Here is a 13,953-nt window from a genome sequence, read left to right as displayed (position 1 = left end):
CGGCCCGGGTGCCCGGATGAGCGAGAAAGGCCCCCCATGTTGAAGTACGTGCTGGACATCGTCGATCTCCTGGACGATCCCCAGGTCAATGGCAAGACGGTCGTCGAGTACCTCGACTCCGTGAGCGGGACCGAGGGCTCGTCCGCGAAGGTCACCACGGTCATCGGCGAGCAGGGCTCGACCGACTTCGTGATGGTCCGCATCCCGGGCGCCCGAGGGCGCACGTCCGGGGGCGACGCCCGCACGCTGGGCGTGGTGGGCCGGCTCGGCGGCATCGGTGCCCGGCCCGAGGTGACCGGTCTGGTCTCCGACGCCGACGGTGCCGTCTCGGCGATCGCCACCGCCGCCAAGCTGCTCGACATGCGCCGCCGCGGCGACGTACTGCCCGGCGATGTGATCGTCGCCACCCACATCTGCCCGAACGCGCCGACCGAGCCGCACGACCCGGTGCCGTTCATGGGCTCGCCCGTGGACATCGCCACCATGAACCGCCACGAGGTGGCCGACGAGATGGAGGCCGTGCTCTCCATCGACACCACCAAGGGCAACCGGATCATCAACCACAAGGGCCTCGCCCTTTCGCCCACCGTCAAGGAGGGCTGGGTGCTCCGGGTCAGCGAGCAGCTCGGCGAGCTGCTGGCCGTGGTGACCGGTGAGCCGTTGGTCACGTACCCCGTGACCACGCAGGACATCACCCCGTACGGTAATGGGGCACACCACATCAATTCGATCCTTCAGCCCTCCACCGCGACGGCCGCCCCGGTCGTCGGTCTGGCCATCACCTCGGCCGCCGCGGTGCCGGGCTGCGGTACGGGCGCGAGCCACGAGGCGGACATCGCGTCCGCCGCCCGCTACGCCGTGGAGGTCGCCAAGGCCTACGGCAGCGGCCAACTGGACTTCCACGACGCGGTGGAGTTCGACAACCTCGTCAGCCGCTACGGGTCACTGACACACCTCCAGACCTTCGGCCGTACACCCCAGGAGTCCTGATGGCAGCCACCCCGCAGGCCGAGGCCGTGGCCCCCGAGGCCAAGAGCATCGGCAGCGACGACTACGCGCTCTCCCGTGTGCCGCGCGACAAGCGGTTCGGCTTCTGGTCGATGCTGCTCCAGTGGCTCGCCCAGTCCGGCTCGATCTCGCAGTTCACCCTCGGCGCCACCATCGGTGTCGGCATGACCTTCGGGGACGCCTTCCTCGCCTTCACGCTCGGCGCGGTGATCCTGGAGATCGTGATCTTCGCGATCGGCCTGGCCGGTATGCGCGAGGGTCTGGCGACCCCGATGCTGACCCGCTGGGTCGGTTTCGGCCGCAACGGTTCGGCGCTGGTCAGCTTCGTGATCGCGGTCAGCCTGGTCGGCTGGTTCGGCGTCCAGAACACGATCTTCGGCAACAGCGTCTCGGCGCTGGTCGGCGGCCCGGCCTGGATGTGGTGCGTGCTGGCCGGTATCGCCATCACCGCGCTGGTGATCTTCGGCTTCAAGTACATGGCCGTCTTCGCCAAGATCGTGACCCCGCTGTTCTTCGCGATGGTCGCCTGGTCGATCGTCTCGACGTTGAAGGACCACTCGCTGAGCGAGCTGATCCACTCGCCGCCGCCCGGCCAGACCATCCCGCTGGCCGTCGCCGCCACCGCCATCGCGGGCGGCTACATGACCGGCGCGATCGTGTCCCCGGAGATGACCCGGTACAACCGCAAGGGCTCGCACGTCTTCCTGCAGAGCGCCTCGTCGATGATCCTCTCCGAGTACATCGTCGGCCTGACCGGTGTGCTCCTGGGCCACCTGGTCAAGAGCAACGAGGTCTCGCACATCGTGCTCTCCACCTCCGGCGCCTTCGGCGTCATCGTGGTCCTGATGTCCACCGCGAAGATCAACGACTGGAACCTGTACGGCTCCTCGCTCGGCGTCGTCAACTTCTTCCAGGTCGTCTTCGGCAAGCGGATCCACCGCGGCGCGGTCACGATCGTCCTCGGCATCGCGGGCACGGTCCTGTCCGCGGTCGGGATCATGACCCACTTCACCGAGTTCCTCTCCATCCTCGGCGTCGCGATCCCGCCGATCGGCGGCATCATCGTGGCCGAGTACTGGGTCGTGAAGAAGATGCGCAGGCCGCTGGACGAGACCCGCGAGTCCCAGACCCTGCCGAAGACCTCGCCGACCTGGGTCCCGATGTCCATCGCCATCTGGATCGCGGCGTTCTGCGTCGGCAAGTTCTACGACGGCGGCATACCCGCCCTGAACTCGCTGGCCACCGCCTTCATCCTGTACAGCGCCCTCGGCCTGCTGGGCTGGGTGAAGCCGTACGGCACCTCCACCCTGGACGACGAGGACGACACCGCCGCCCCCGCCGCCCGCGCGACAACCCCTGTGGGAGCAGCATGACCACCCCCGACCCCACCGCCGCCTCCGCCTCCTTCGTCCCGGCGTCCGCCGAGGCCCAGGACGAGGTCGTCGAACTCTGCGCCGAACTGATCAGGTTCGACACCTCCAACCCCACCAGCAACGAGCGCGCGAGCGCCGACTGGGTGGTGGGCCGCCTGGCCGAGGTGGGCATCGAGTCCGAGCTGGTCGAGTCCGCGCCGGGCCGTGCCAGCGTCATCGCCCGGATCGCGGGCGCCGACCCCGAGCGCGGCGCCCTCCTGGTCCACGGCCACCTGGACGTGGTCCCGGCCGACGCCTCCGAGTGGCAGGTCCCGCCGTTCTCCGGCGAGATCCGCGACGGCTACCTGTGGGGGCGCGGCGCGATCGACATGAAGGACACGGTGGCCGTCATGCTGGCCACCGCCCGTCACTTCGCCCGCACCGGCACCAGGCCCTCGCGCGATCTGGTCCTGGCCTTCCTCGCCGACGAGGAGGCGGGCGGCAAGTTCGGCGCCCACTGGCTGGTCGAGCACCGCCCGGAGCTGTTCGCCGGGGTCACCGAGGCGATCGGGGAGGGCGGCGGTTTCTCCTTCGCCATCGACGACACCCGGCGCCTCTACCCGATCGAGAACGCCCAGCGCGGCATGGCCTGGATGGAGCTCACCGCGACCGGCCGGGCCGGCCACGGCTCGTCCCCCAACGACGAGAACGCGGTCACCGACCTCGCGGAGTCGCTCACCCGGATCGGCCGCGAGACCTTCCCGATCCGTCTGATCGAGCCGGTCCGCGCACTGCTGGAGGAGGCGGCCCGCCTCTACGGTGTCGAGTTCGACGAGAACGACGTCGAGGGCAGCCTCGCGAAGCTGGGCCCGGTCTCCGACTTCATGCAGGTGGTGCTCCGCAACTCGGCGAACCCCACCATGTTCGACGCCGGATACCAGACCAACGTCATCCCCGGAAAGGCGACCGCCCGGGTGGACGGCCGTTTCCTCCCCGGCCACGAGCAGGAGCTGATCGACACCATCGACAGGCTCCTGCTCCCCTCGGTGACCCGCGAGTGGGTCAACCACGACATCGCGCTGGAGACCACGTTCGACGGCCCGCTGGTCGACGCCATGTGCGAGGCCGTACGCGCCGAGGACCCGGACGGCCACCCCGTCCCGTACTGCAACCCGGGCGGCACCGACGCCAAGGCCTTCACCCACCTCGGCATCCGCTGCTTCGGCTTCAAGGGCCTCAAGCTCCCGCACGACCTGGACTACGGCCGCCTCTTCCACGGCGTGGACGAACGCGTCCCGCTGGAGGGCCTGCGCTTCGGCGTCCGCGTCATGACCCGACTCTGGCAGAGCTGCTGACTCCCCACTCAGCACCCCTGCCAGGGGCCCCGACCCGGGCCCACCCCACGTACGCCCCCGCCGGAACGCATGCCTCCGGCGGGGGCGTACCGCTTCCCGGGGCATGCGCCCGCGTCGGAGGGAACGGAGCAGACGACAGCGGCCGGGCGAACTGCCCGTTGGCGTCCGGCAGTTCGTCTCGGCGCATCACCGCCCGGCCGCGCTCCGGCCTCCCCCGGATCTCTTGATGGCGCCGCCTGGCCGAGGCCGGTGGCCGGGGCTAGGTTGAACCGATCGGCACCCAACCCCCCTGGAAAGGGGCATGAATCGGTATGACCGTCGCCCCACAGGCCCCGGCCCGAGTCCCGGATCAAGTCCCAGCCCGAACCCCGGATCAAGTCCCGGCCCGAGTCCCGGATCAAGTCCCGGCCCGAGGCCGTGCCGCCCGGCTGGTGGGGCGGACCCCTTCCGGGGTACGGCCGTATCTGGAGTTACTGCGGCTGGACCGGCCGGTGGGGTCCTGGCTGCTGGTGGTGCCCGGATGGATAGCCCTGGGAGCGATCGCCGGCCCCCGGGACGGGGGCCTGCTCGGGCTGCTGCTCCTGGTGTACGGGGTGCTGTCGAGGGGGGCCGCCTGCGGACTCAACGATGTGCTGGACGCACGGTTCGACGCGCAGGTGCCGCGTACGGCGGGGCGGCCCGTCGCCTCCGGGCGGCTGGCGGCCGGGCGGGCCCTGGTGCTGTGTGTCGTGGTGGGGGCCGTCGCTCCGCTGGTGATGGGGTTGTGGAGTGTGGAGGCCGTGGTGTGGGCGGCGGCCGGGGCGCCCCTCGCGGCGGTGTATCCGTACATGAAGCGGGTCACGCACTGGCCGCATGTATGGCTGGGGATCACCATCAACTGGACGGTGCCACTGGTGTACGTCCTGCTCACGGGAGGGATCGGGCTCGGGGGCGGGGTGCTGTACGGGGCGCTGATCTGCTGGGCCGTGGGGACGGACGTGATCTACGCCTGCCAGGACCGGGAGGCCGATGTGCGGGCCGGGGTGCGGTCGGCCGCCGTGCTGCTGGGGCGGCGTGTCCGGGTGCTGGTGGGCGGCGCCTATGCGGGGTGCGTGGTGCTGCTCGCCGCGTTCGGGGTCGTGGCCGGGCTCGGGCCGCTGTACTGGCCCGGACTGTGCGTGGTCGCGGGGCAGTTGGGATGGCAGGTGCGGCGGGCAGACCCCGCGGACACCGGGGCCTGCGGGCGGGCGTTCGCGACCAATCCGCTGTGCGGACTGCTCATTCTCGTGGCCGTGCTCGCCGGGCGGGTCGGTACCCTCGGCTGAGGGACACGAACCCTGGAGGTGCTGGTGGGACTGCGGAATCGGATCGCGACGGAACTCACGGCGACCATGCACGGCGGGGAGCTCAAGCTGGAGCGGTACGCGGGGCCACCGGGCGATCCCGGGCTGTTCGGGATCGCGCCGGGGGATCCGGTGTGGCGGGTGCACGGGCAGGCCACCGGGATGCTCACCGGCGGGTTCGCCGCGCTCATGCTCCAGTCGCTGCATCCGCTGGCCATGGCGGGGGTCGACCAGCACTCCGATTTCCGCGCCGATCCGGTCGGGCGGCTGAACGGAACCGTACGGTTCATCACCACGACCACCTTCGGCTCCTCGGCCGCCGCCCGCGAGGTGATCGACCTCGTCCGCCGGATCCACACCCGGGTGCACGGCACCGCCCCCGACGGCCGGCCGTACCGCGCGGACGACCCGGATCTGCTCACCTGGGTGCACACCGCCGAGGTGAGCAGCTTCCTCGCCGGCCACCAGACCTACGCCCCCCGGCCGCTCCGGCTGACCCCCGCCGAGTGCGATGCCTACTACCGCCAGGCCGCCCCCATGGCCGAGGCGCTGGGCGCACGGAACGTACCGCGCACATCCCTCGAAGCCGAGCGCTATCTGGCGGACCTCCGCCCCCGACTCCACGCCACCCCGGCCGCGTTGGACGCGGCGATGTTCCTCCGCGGCTTCGGACGCACACGACGGGAACGGCTGGTCGTACGCCTGCTCACCAACGCCTCGGCCGGACTTCTCCCCGACTGGGCCCGCGCCGAACTCGGCATCCACCGCCCGGCCCTGGTCCGCGCGGCCTGGGACCGGCCCCTGGCGACGGCCGTCGGGCGTACCTTCCAGTGGGCGATCGGGCCCTCCCCGATCCAGGCCGCCGCACGGGGGCGGCTCGCGGGGGCGCCGCGGGGGTGAGCCGGGATCCACGAGGCGTCCGGCAAAAGCACGCTTCGGCGTCATGTCGCGCCTCCGGCAGACCTGTTGCCGTCCCGGCCCGTCAGACAGGCGCTGCGGCGACGCAGAACTCGTTGCCCTCCGGGTCCGCCATCACCACGTGGTGCCCGTCGAACTTCTCCAGGACGCTCCCGCCCGCCCTCACCAGTCGTCCGGACTCCGCCTCGATCCGTGCCCATCTCTCGTCCGGACTGCCGTGCCCCGGCACTCGAACGTCGATGTGGAGCCGGTTCTTCGCCGTCTTGGGCTCGGGAACCTTGAGGATGCCCAGGCGGGGGCCGACGCCGTCGGGATCGCAGAGCCACGCCCCGTCGTCCACGGAGTCGTCATCCGGCAGGTCGAAGGACGCGAACCACTCCGCGCGCGTCCTGAAAGGAGCCGGCGGTGGCTCGTCGACATAGCCGAGGGCCGTCTTCCAGAAAACGGCGAGGAGTTGTGCGTCCGCACAGTCAAATGTCAGGTCGATCACGGCTGCCATGGGGCGACCGTACTGCGCGCCTCTGACAGTCGGGTGATGGCCGTACGAGGAGACCTGAAGCCGGTGCCTCGGTCGTCGAGCAGGCCGCCCCGCCGCGTGCGGGCACCCTGATCGATCGCGGAGGCCCCTGCCACGCCGGGCAGGGGCCTCCGTTCAGGAAACATCAGGCAACGGTGTCGCCGGCCTTCATCCCGTCGACGAACGCCGACCGGGCAACGGCGGGAAAGACACAAGCGCCCTGCCCCGGGTCCTTGGAGTCCCGGACGGCCATCCGGTGCCCGTCGAGCCGGGCGCCCTCGACGCGGTTGCCGCCCTGGGCATTGCTGTAGCTCGACTTGAACCAGTCGGCTCCGCGCGGGGTCTGACAGGCTGACCCGCCGTGCCCCCGCCGACACCTTCGGCGGGGGCGTACGGCACGATGGGGCGCCGTCGAAACGCGCGCCCCCGACCACCGTCCCCACCAGGAGGAACCCGTGCCCGCCGAGTCCGTCATCGAGCCGTCGCCCGAGATTCTCGCCGCCTTCCGGGCCGCCAAGGGCTTCATGCCGGTGGGCGAGGGACTCGCGCTGTACGCGGCAGCCGCCGAGGCCGCCGCGCTGGGGCTGCCCGTCCTGGAGGTCGGCACGTACTGCGGGCGCTCCACGATCCTGCTCGCCGATGTCGCACGGGCGGCCGGTGTGACCGCGCTCACCGTCGACCATCACCGCGGCAGCGAGGAGCAGCAGCCGGGCTGGGAGTACCACGATCCGACCGTGGTGGATCCGGAGGTCGGGCGGATGGACACACTGCCGACCTTCCGCCGCACCCTGCACGCGGCGGGTCTGGAGGACCACGTCGTGGCGCTGGTCGGGCGGTCTCCGCAGGTCGCGGCGGTCTGGGGCGGGAAGCTCGGGTTCGTCTTCATCGACGGAGGCCACACCGACGAGCACGCGAACGGCGACTACGAGGGCTGGGCGCCGCATGTGGCCGAGGGCGGGCTGCTGGTGATCCACGACGTGTTCCCGGACCCCGCGCACGGCGGCCAGGCCCCGTACCGCGTCTATCTGCGGGCGCTGGAGTCCGGGGCGTTCACCGAGGTCTCGGTGACGGATTCGCTGCGGGTGCTGCGGCGTACCGGAACGGGCATCTGAGGGCGGCCGTCCGGAGGCCCGGATAGCATCGCGTGGTGCCGTACGACGAGAGTGTTCCCCCCACCCGGCGCCGCCGGTCCCTGCTCGCCGCCACCGCGTTCGCCGCCGTGTGCCTGACCGCCGCGGGCTGCGGCGCGGGCGACGACGGCGGCGGGGCGCAGGCCGAGCCCCGGCAGGGCGGCGGCGGTACCTCCGCGCCGCCGCCGTCGAAGAGCGCCCCGGTGCCGGAGAGGACGAAGACATCCGCATCCCCCGCGCCCTCCGCGAAGCCGTCGAAGCCCTCGAAGCCCGCGGGCGGCGGAGCCACCGGGCCGCTGTCCGGCAAGACCGTCGTCATCGACCCCGGGCACAACCCGAACAACCATCTGCACACCGGCGAGATCAACCGCCAGGTGGACATCGGCACCACGCACAAGGAGTGCGACACCACCGGGACGTCCACCAACTCCGGTTACGCGGAGGCGCAGTTCACCCTCGATGTGTCGCACCGGCTGCGCACCCTCCTCCAGAAGCAGGGTGCGAAGGTCGTGCTGACGTACGACAACGACCGCGCGTACGGGCCGTGCGTCGACGAGCGGGCCCGGATCGGCAACGAGGCGCGGGCCGACGCGGTGGTCTCGGTGCACGCGGACGGTTCCGCGGTCGGCAACCGCGGCTTCCATGTGATCCTTCCCGGGCTGGTGCGGGGCGGGAAGGCGGACACCTCGAAGATCGTCGAGCCGTCGCGCGACCTCGGCACAAGGATCGCCGGACTCTTCGTCCGCGATACCGGAAGTGCGCCTTCCAATTACGTCGGCGGCAATAGCGGGTTGGACATCCGAAAGGACCTGGGCGGACTGAATTTGTCGACCGTGCCCAAAGTGTTCATCGAATGCGGCAATATGCGTGATCCGAAGGACGCCGCTCTGCTCACCAGCGCGGGCTGGCGCCAGAAGGCGGCACAGGGCATCGCCGATGGCATCAGCAGCTACCTCAATGGGTAGCGAGAGGTAGTTCTGAGGCGAAATCGGGGGGATGTGTGTCCGGCGTCCGGGCAGGAACACAACCCGTACGGCCAGACGATAGATTCATCCGTACGATGGGGGCCGCCCCGAGCTTCGTGCCGTACCCGCTGTACCCGTACAGGCGGCAGCGACGACCGCCCCGACGAGACGACCGACTAAGGACCTTCACGTGAATATCCGCTCCCTCTCCCGAGGCGACGGCGTGGTGATCGGAGCAGCGGTCGTGCTGTTCATCGCCTCTTTCCTCGACCTCTTCGGCTTCGACTGCCCCGCGGGCATCAACTGCTCCAACTACAACGCCCCGAACGCCTGGGACTCGCTCGGGCTGCTGATGAGCGTCTACCTGGCCGGGATCATCGGAGCGGCGCTGGTCATCGTCGGCCGCACCATGCCGGCCCGCAAGGTCGTCGGTCTCGACCTCGGGCAATTCGGTGCCGCCTTCTGCGTCTTCGCGCTGTGGACGGCCTTCTGGACGACCATCGACGCCAGCGACACGGGCGCCGGAATGATCCTCGGCCTGCTGGCCACGATCGTGCTCGCGGGCGGCGCGATCGCCACCCCGCTGGTCCCCGCGCTCAAGGCCCCGCTGGTGAGCGCCTCGGGCCCGAGGGTCGTGCAGCCGCAGTACGGCGGTCAGCCGCAGCCCGGCCAGGGATACGGCTACCCGGGCCAGCAGCAGCCCTCGTACGGCGGCCAGCCGGGTCAGCAGCAGCCCTACGGTGCGCAGCCGCAGCCCGGTCAGCCGGAGCCGCAGCCCCAGGGCCACGCCCCGAAGGCTCCCGACGCGGGTGGTGCGCCGGCCGGTGACTTCACGCCGTTCTGGTTCGCGGTGCCGGTGGCCCGCCCGCTGTACGGGGAGGACGGTTCGCCGTCGCCGATCGCCGAGCTGGCGCCCGGCACCTGGTACCTCGCGGTGGAGCAGCGCGGTCCGGGTCTCATCGCCCAGACCCAGGACGGCCGTCGCGGTGTGCTCCAGGACACCACGGGCATCCAGCGCGGCTGAGCCCGCCACAGGCAGTACGACAGCGGCCCTCCGCCCCTTCCGGGTGGGGGGCCGCTGTCGTACCCTCCGTCCGTACCTGACTTTCTGACGACTCGTCAGAACTATGGGGAGGCGGCGGACATGCGGCTCGGACTCGCGCTCGGATACTGGGGCCGGGGCCCGAACCCCGCCCACCTGGAGCTGGCCAGGGAGGCCGAGGCGCTGGGGTACGCGTCGGTGTGGACGGCGGAGGCCTGGGGATCGGACGCCTTCACCCCGCTGACCTGGATAGCCGCGAACACCTCCCGGATCCGGCTGGGCACCGGCATCGCGCAGATGGCGGCGCGCACCCCGACCGCCACCGCCATGCACGCCCTCACCCTCGATCATCTCTCCGGCGGCCGGATGATGCTCGGCCTCGGGCTGTCCGGCCCGCAGGTGGTGGAGGGCTGGTACGGACGGCCGTTCCCGAAGAGCCCGCTGACCGCGACCCGGGAGTACGTCGACGTCATCCGCCAAGTGCTGCGCCGCGAGGCCCCCGTGGAGCTGGACGGCCGGTTCCACTCCCACCCGTACAGCGGTCCGGACGCCACCGGGCTGGGCAAACCGCTGAAACCGATCACCCATCCGCTGCGGCCGGGGCTGCCCGTGCTGCTCGGCGCGGAGGGGCCGAGGAACATCGCGCAGACGACCCGGATCGCGGACGGCTGGCTGCCGCTGTACTGGTCCCCGACGCGCACCGATGTGTACGCGGCGTCGCTCACGGACCTGCCCGACGGGTTCATGATCGCGCCGATGGCCCGGGCCCGGGTCTGTGACGATGTCGCGGAGGGGCTGCTGCCGGTGAAGGCGATGCTCGGCTTCTACATCGGGGGGATGGGCCACGCGGCCCGTAACTTCCACGCGGATCTGATGGCGCGGATGGGGTTCGAGGAGGAGGCGCGGCGGATCCAGCGGCTGTTCCTCGAAGGCCGCAAGGAGGAGGCGGTGCTGGCGGTGCCGGACGCGTTCGCGGACGAGATCTCGCTCGTCGGTCCGCGTGAACGGATCGCGGAGCGCCTGGAGTTGTGGCGCAAGGGACCGGTCACCGATCTGCTGGTGACGGCGCCGGACCCGCACACCCTGCGGGTGCTCGCGGAGCTCAGTTAGGAGAGGGCCTGTCCGGGTCGGTCGGCCAGGTGCCGGTTCCGCCGGACGCGGGGCGGGTGCTCCGCCGGGTCGCGGTGCGCTCCCACGGCTGGGGGTCCGGGTACGTGAGGAGTTGCAGGGTGCTGCCCCAGGGGGTGCGCAGATACGCGAACCGGTTGTGCTCCCCCGCCTCGGGGCCCGGCAGCGGCTGCGCGTCGGCGAGCAGCGAGGCGCCCGCGGCCACGCAGTCCCGGACGGCCGCGTCCAGGTCGTCCGCGTACAGCGCCACGTGCTGCCAGCCGAAGTCACAGGGCAGCACCGGGGGTTCGCGGCGGGGGCCCTGGAACTCGAAGAGCTCGATGCCCGGACCGCCGCCGGGGAGGGCCAGCATTCTGATCGCCAGCTGCCGGGTGCCCGCCGGGACGCCGAGCCGCCGCTCGACGTCGGGGCCGCCGTTCGGTCCGTCCTGACGGCGCAGGGTGTCGTAGAGCACCTCGGCGCCGAAGGCCCTCGTGAGGAAGAGGGTCGCGGTCTCCAGGTCGGGGACCGTGACCCCGATGTGGTCGATGCCTCGCACACTCGTGGCCGTCATGGCTTCACCGTTCCTGTCCCGGGGCCGCGCCGACGGCCCCGTCCGCCCCGGAGCGGGCCCGCTCCGGGATCGTGCCGCCGCGCGACCAGGCCAGGAGCCGGCCGGCCGGCCAGGTGGTGACGACGCGTTCCGCCGGGACCAGGCACTCCTCGGCGCGGGCACAGCCGTGGATCTGCCAGTCCAGCTGTCCGGGTGCGTGGGCGTCGGTGTCGACGGCGAAGAGGGTGCCCGCCCCGACGGCGCGGCTCAGCAGCCTGCGGGGCGGGTCGAGCCGTTCCGGCCGGCTGTTGATCTCCACGGCGGTACCGGCCTCCGCGCACGCGGCGAACACCGCGTCCGCGTCGAACCGGGACTCCGGGCGTCTGCGCTCCGCGACCAGCCGCCCCGTGCAGTGCCCGAGGATGTTCGCCCGGGGGTGGCGGACGGCCGCGATCAGGCGCCTGGTCATCGGGGCCGGGGCCATCCGCAGCTCGGAGTGGACGGATACCACCACGACGTCCAGCTGTTCCAGCAGCTCGTCCTCCTGGTCGAGGGAGCCGTCGGGGAGGATGTCGCACTCGATGCCGGTGAGCAGCCGGAATGGCGCCCACCGCTCGTTCAGCTCGGCGATCAGCGCCAGCTGCCGGCGCAGCCGGTCCGGGGAGAGCCCGTTGGCGACGGTCAGCCGGGGCGAGTGGTCGGTGAGGACCGCCCACTCGTGGCCCAGCTCCGCCGCGGTGCGGCCCATCTCCTCGACCGGGCTGCCGCCGTCCGACCAGTCGGAGTGCAGATGGCAGTCGCCGCGCTGGAGCGCGAGGAGGTCCGCGCCGCGCTCGTCGGGCCGGGCCGCGGCCTCCTCCTCCAGCCGTTCGAGATAGCCGGGCACGTCCCCGGCCACCGCCTCCCGGATCACCTGCGCGGTCTTCGGCCCGATGTCCTTGACCGCCTCCAGCGACCCGGCCGCCGCCCGCCGCCCTGCCTCGCCGTCCGCCATCGCGGCCACCGCGTCGGCGGCAGCGCGGAAGGCCCGCACGCGGTAGGTGTCGGCCCTGCCGCGTTCCAGCAGGAAGGCGATCCGTTCCAGGGCGCGGACTGGCTCCATCGGCACCTCCACCGGGGCCGCCGGACACTACGGGCTTGTCCCATCCAGCTTCGCTCAGGCCCGCCCGGCGCGCAGAACGGGCCGGGCAGCGGCGGGCTCCCGGGGCCGGGCGCTCAGCCGAAGCTGGCGCGCTCCAGCCAGAAGTCCAGCAGCTCCGTGTCACCGAGCACCTCGACCCGGTCGCTGTCCGGCGCCAGGCGCCGGTTGAAGACCAGCATGACGTCGGTGAGCGGGCCGCGCAGCGCGACGGTGGCCTTCTCGTGGGCGCGCCGCCAGGTGAAGCCGTCCTCGCCGAACTCGATCAGCCATTCGGCGCCCGGCACGTCCGTGGCGTGCAGGTGGACGGAGCGCCCGGACCCGGTCAGTTCGGCCGCCTGCGGGTCGCCCGCGCTCCGGGAGAAGGCGACGATCTCCAGCCACTCCTCGATCGTGTCGGCGGCCAGTTCCGGCGCCACCTCGTACCCGGTGCCGGCGGTGACCGCCGCGTCGGCGTGGTGGACGATCGTCTCGTGCGCCATTCGGCGCGCCCAGAAGCCGGTGCTTCCCTCCCAGGCCCAGGACCACACCTTCTGTTCCGGGCCCGCGGCCCGCAGCAACCCGACGGTGTCGGCCGCGCCGTCCGCCAGCCAGGCGTCGAGGGCGGCGGGGTCGTCGCTCCCCGGGGTGGAGTGCGGTACCCGCTCGGGCGGGACCACCTCGGTGGCCCGGGTGCGTACGATCTCGCCGACCCAGCGATGGGCCTGGCCGAGGTGGTGGGCGAGTTCGCGCAGGGTCCAGTCGGGGCAGGTCGGTACGGTCGCGCCGAGGTCCGCGCCCCGGACGGTGGCTCTCAGCGCGTCGGTGCGGGCGATGATCTCGTCGCAGTAGCGGTCGTGCGTGAGGTCCTGAGTGAGTGGGCTCATGTCGCGCACCCTAATCCGATCCCGGGCCGAACCCCATTGCTTATCCGCCGAGTTGCGAGGTGGTGGGCACCTTGTCCTTGACCTCCGCACCTGCGCTGCTGCCCGCGTCCTTGATGCCGCTGATCACACTCTCGAAGGCGCCGATGTCGCCCTCGCCCGCCTGGCCCTTGCGGAGCTTCTCGGCGAGCCCCTTGAGCGATTCGATGCCCGCCGTCAGCGGCGCGACCGCCTTGGACAGCAACGGGTCGCCCTTGGCGTTGACCGTCGCCGCCTTCAGCCGGTTGTAGGTGAAACCACCCGCGAGTCCGGCCTTGACCAGCGCGAACGTCCGCCCGTCGGCCCCCTTCTTGAACTTGCCCGCCCGGTAGGGCTTCACGATCCACTGGTACGTCGCCCCGGCCGCGAGCCCCGCGTTGGTGACGAACCGGGTCTTGGCGAACTTCTGTGCCTCGGCCGAGGAGGTGCCGCTCGGGGACGCCGAACTGCTCGTACCGCTCTTGTCCCCGCCGCCGCACGCGGTGGCGCCCACGACGAGGGCACAGGCCAGCAGCAGCGAGACGATCGGACGGCGGATCGGTACGGGACCGGTCGCGGCGGAACTGGGCACAGCGGGCCTCCCTGGCCGGGCACATCAGGGCGATCTCTACGGTGAGTGACGATCTCGGCCACTCTCGGTAAGA

At 71.8% G+C, this 13,953-nt stretch carries 15 protein-coding genes; 9 read left to right on the top strand and 6 right to left on the bottom strand.

What is annotated here, in order from left to right:
* Positions 1 to 36 precede the first annotated feature (36 nt).
* The 5 genes from ACGF8B_RS29235 (at position 37) to ACGF8B_RS29215 (ending at position 5,937) form a co-directional block, all read left to right on the top strand.
* Positions 37 to 990, top strand: coding sequence for a DUF1177 domain-containing protein (locus ACGF8B_RS29235; RefSeq protein WP_342284854.1), 954 nt, complete (start codon positions 37 to 39; stop codon positions 988 to 990).
* The gene (locus ACGF8B_RS29230) at positions 990 to 2,381 is read left to right on the top strand and encodes a cytosine permease (RefSeq protein WP_392744419.1); all 1,392 of its coding nucleotides are present in this window, start codon (positions 990 to 992) and stop codon (positions 2,379 to 2,381) included. Before ACGF8B_RS29235 ends, ACGF8B_RS29230 begins: the two co-directional genes overlap by 1 nt.
* Positions 2,378 to 3,715 carry a M20/M25/M40 family metallo-hydrolase gene (locus tag ACGF8B_RS29225; RefSeq protein WP_392744417.1) on the top strand — a complete coding sequence of 446 codons (1,338 nt, stop codon included), beginning with the start codon at positions 2,378 to 2,380 and terminating at the stop codon, positions 3,713 to 3,715. The genes ACGF8B_RS29230 and ACGF8B_RS29225 overlap by 4 nt, the downstream gene beginning before the upstream one ends.
* Before the next feature lie 431 nt (positions 3,716 to 4,146).
* Positions 4,147 to 5,019, top strand: a complete 873-nt coding sequence (locus tag ACGF8B_RS29220; protein ID WP_392744414.1) for a 4-hydroxybenzoate octaprenyltransferase — start codon at positions 4,147 to 4,149, stop codon at positions 5,017 to 5,019.
* A gap of 24 nt (positions 5,020 to 5,043) precedes the next feature.
* Complete coding sequence (locus ACGF8B_RS29215; RefSeq protein ID WP_392744411.1) at positions 5,044 to 5,937, top strand: oxygenase MpaB family protein; 894 nt, start codon at positions 5,044 to 5,046, stop codon at positions 5,935 to 5,937.
* 82 nt (positions 5,938 to 6,019) lie between these two features.
* On the opposite strand, the gene ACGF8B_RS29210 is transcribed toward ACGF8B_RS29215, so the two are convergent.
* Complete coding sequence (locus ACGF8B_RS29210; protein WP_392744409.1) at positions 6,020 to 6,454, bottom strand: VOC family protein; 435 nt, start codon at positions 6,452 to 6,454, stop codon at positions 6,020 to 6,022.
* 163 nt (positions 6,455 to 6,617) lie between these two features.
* On the bottom strand, positions 6,618 to 6,947 hold the full coding sequence (locus ACGF8B_RS29205; protein WP_392744406.1) for a DUF397 domain-containing protein: 330 nt from the start codon (positions 6,945 to 6,947) through the stop codon (positions 6,618 to 6,620).
* A 49-nt stretch (positions 6,948 to 6,996) separates the two neighbouring features.
* Here ACGF8B_RS29205 and ACGF8B_RS29200 point away from each other — a divergent pair, with 49 nt between their 5' ends.
* The 4 genes from ACGF8B_RS29200 to ACGF8B_RS29185 all read left to right on the top strand — a co-directional run bounded on the left by ACGF8B_RS29200 (position 6,997) and on the right by ACGF8B_RS29185 (position 10,719).
* Complete coding sequence (locus tag ACGF8B_RS29200; protein WP_266500338.1) at positions 6,997 to 7,584, top strand: class I SAM-dependent methyltransferase; 588 nt, start codon at positions 6,997 to 6,999, stop codon at positions 7,582 to 7,584.
* Between the two features lie 35 nt (positions 7,585 to 7,619).
* Entirely contained in the window at positions 7,620 to 8,567 is a 948-nt protein-coding gene (locus ACGF8B_RS29195) for an N-acetylmuramoyl-L-alanine amidase (protein ID WP_392744404.1), read from the top strand.
* A gap of 190 nt (positions 8,568 to 8,757) precedes the next feature.
* Entirely contained in the window at positions 8,758 to 9,591 is an 834-nt protein-coding gene (locus ACGF8B_RS29190) for a hypothetical protein (protein WP_392744402.1), read from the top strand.
* Positions 9,592 to 9,711: 120 nt separating this feature from the next.
* Positions 9,712 to 10,719 carry an LLM class F420-dependent oxidoreductase gene (locus tag ACGF8B_RS29185; protein WP_392744399.1) on the top strand — a complete coding sequence of 336 codons (1,008 nt, stop codon included), beginning with the start codon at positions 9,712 to 9,714 and terminating at the stop codon, positions 10,717 to 10,719.
* Here the strand turns inward: ACGF8B_RS29185 and ACGF8B_RS29180 are convergent.
* From ACGF8B_RS29180 to ACGF8B_RS29165, 4 genes are all read right to left on the bottom strand, one after another.
* Positions 10,712 to 11,290, bottom strand: coding sequence for a VOC family protein (locus tag ACGF8B_RS29180; RefSeq protein ID WP_392744396.1), 579 nt, complete (start codon positions 11,288 to 11,290; stop codon positions 10,712 to 10,714). The two genes, ACGF8B_RS29185 and ACGF8B_RS29180, sit on opposite strands and share 8 nt — an antisense overlap.
* Before the next feature lie 4 nt (positions 11,291 to 11,294).
* The gene (locus ACGF8B_RS29175) at positions 11,295 to 12,371 is read right to left on the bottom strand and encodes a PHP domain-containing protein (protein ID WP_392744395.1); all 1,077 of its coding nucleotides are present in this window, start codon (positions 12,369 to 12,371) and stop codon (positions 11,295 to 11,297) included.
* 113 nt (positions 12,372 to 12,484) lie between these two features.
* Complete coding sequence (locus ACGF8B_RS29170) at positions 12,485 to 13,273, bottom strand: maleylpyruvate isomerase family mycothiol-dependent enzyme (RefSeq protein ID WP_392744392.1); 789 nt, start codon at positions 13,271 to 13,273, stop codon at positions 12,485 to 12,487.
* 40 nt (positions 13,274 to 13,313) lie between these two features.
* Positions 13,314 to 13,880 (bottom strand): hypothetical protein, encoded by a 567-nt coding sequence (locus ACGF8B_RS29165; RefSeq protein ID WP_392744389.1) that lies wholly within the window; start codon positions 13,878 to 13,880, stop codon positions 13,314 to 13,316.
* Between the last annotated feature and the right edge of the window lie 73 nt (positions 13,881 to 13,953).

The organism is Streptomyces sp. NPDC047917 (genome assembly GCF_043204345.1).
In the GTDB taxonomy this organism is placed as follows: Bacteria; Actinomycetota; Actinomycetes; order Streptomycetales; family Streptomycetaceae; genus Streptomyces; species Streptomyces sanglieri.
Note: the sequence above shows the minus strand (reverse complement) of the source record. Positions and strands in the feature narration are given on the sequence as shown.

Coding starts and splice junctions, on each gene's coding strand:
- ACGF8B_RS29235 (WP_342284854.1), top strand. CDS start 37: ATGTTGAAGTACGTGCTGGACATCGTCGATCTCCTGGACGATCCCCAG.
- ACGF8B_RS29230 (WP_392744419.1), top strand. CDS start 990: ATGGCAGCCACCCCGCAGGCCGAGGCCGTGGCCCCCGAGGCCAAGAGC.
- ACGF8B_RS29225 (WP_392744417.1), top strand. CDS start 2,378: ATGACCACCCCCGACCCCACCGCCGCCTCCGCCTCCTTCGTCCCGGCG.
- ACGF8B_RS29210 (WP_392744409.1), bottom strand. CDS start 6,454: ATGGCAGCCGTGATCGACCTGACATTTGACTGTGCGGACGCACAACTC.
- ACGF8B_RS29205 (WP_392744406.1), bottom strand. CDS start 6,947: ATGACGGACTCGGCGGGCACGGGTTCCTCCTGGTGGGGACGGTGGTCG.
- ACGF8B_RS29200 (WP_266500338.1), top strand. CDS start 6,997: ATGCCGGTGGGCGAGGGACTCGCGCTGTACGCGGCAGCCGCCGAGGCC.
- ACGF8B_RS29185 (WP_392744399.1), top strand. CDS start 9,712: ATGCGGCTCGGACTCGCGCTCGGATACTGGGGCCGGGGCCCGAACCCC.
- ACGF8B_RS29180 (WP_392744396.1), bottom strand. CDS start 11,290: ATGACGGCCACGAGTGTGCGAGGCATCGACCACATCGGGGTCACGGTC.
- ACGF8B_RS29175 (WP_392744395.1), bottom strand. CDS start 12,371: ATGGAGCCAGTCCGCGCCCTGGAACGGATCGCCTTCCTGCTGGAACGC.
- ACGF8B_RS29170 (WP_392744392.1), bottom strand. CDS start 13,273: ATGAGCCCACTCACTCAGGACCTCACGCACGACCGCTACTGCGACGAG.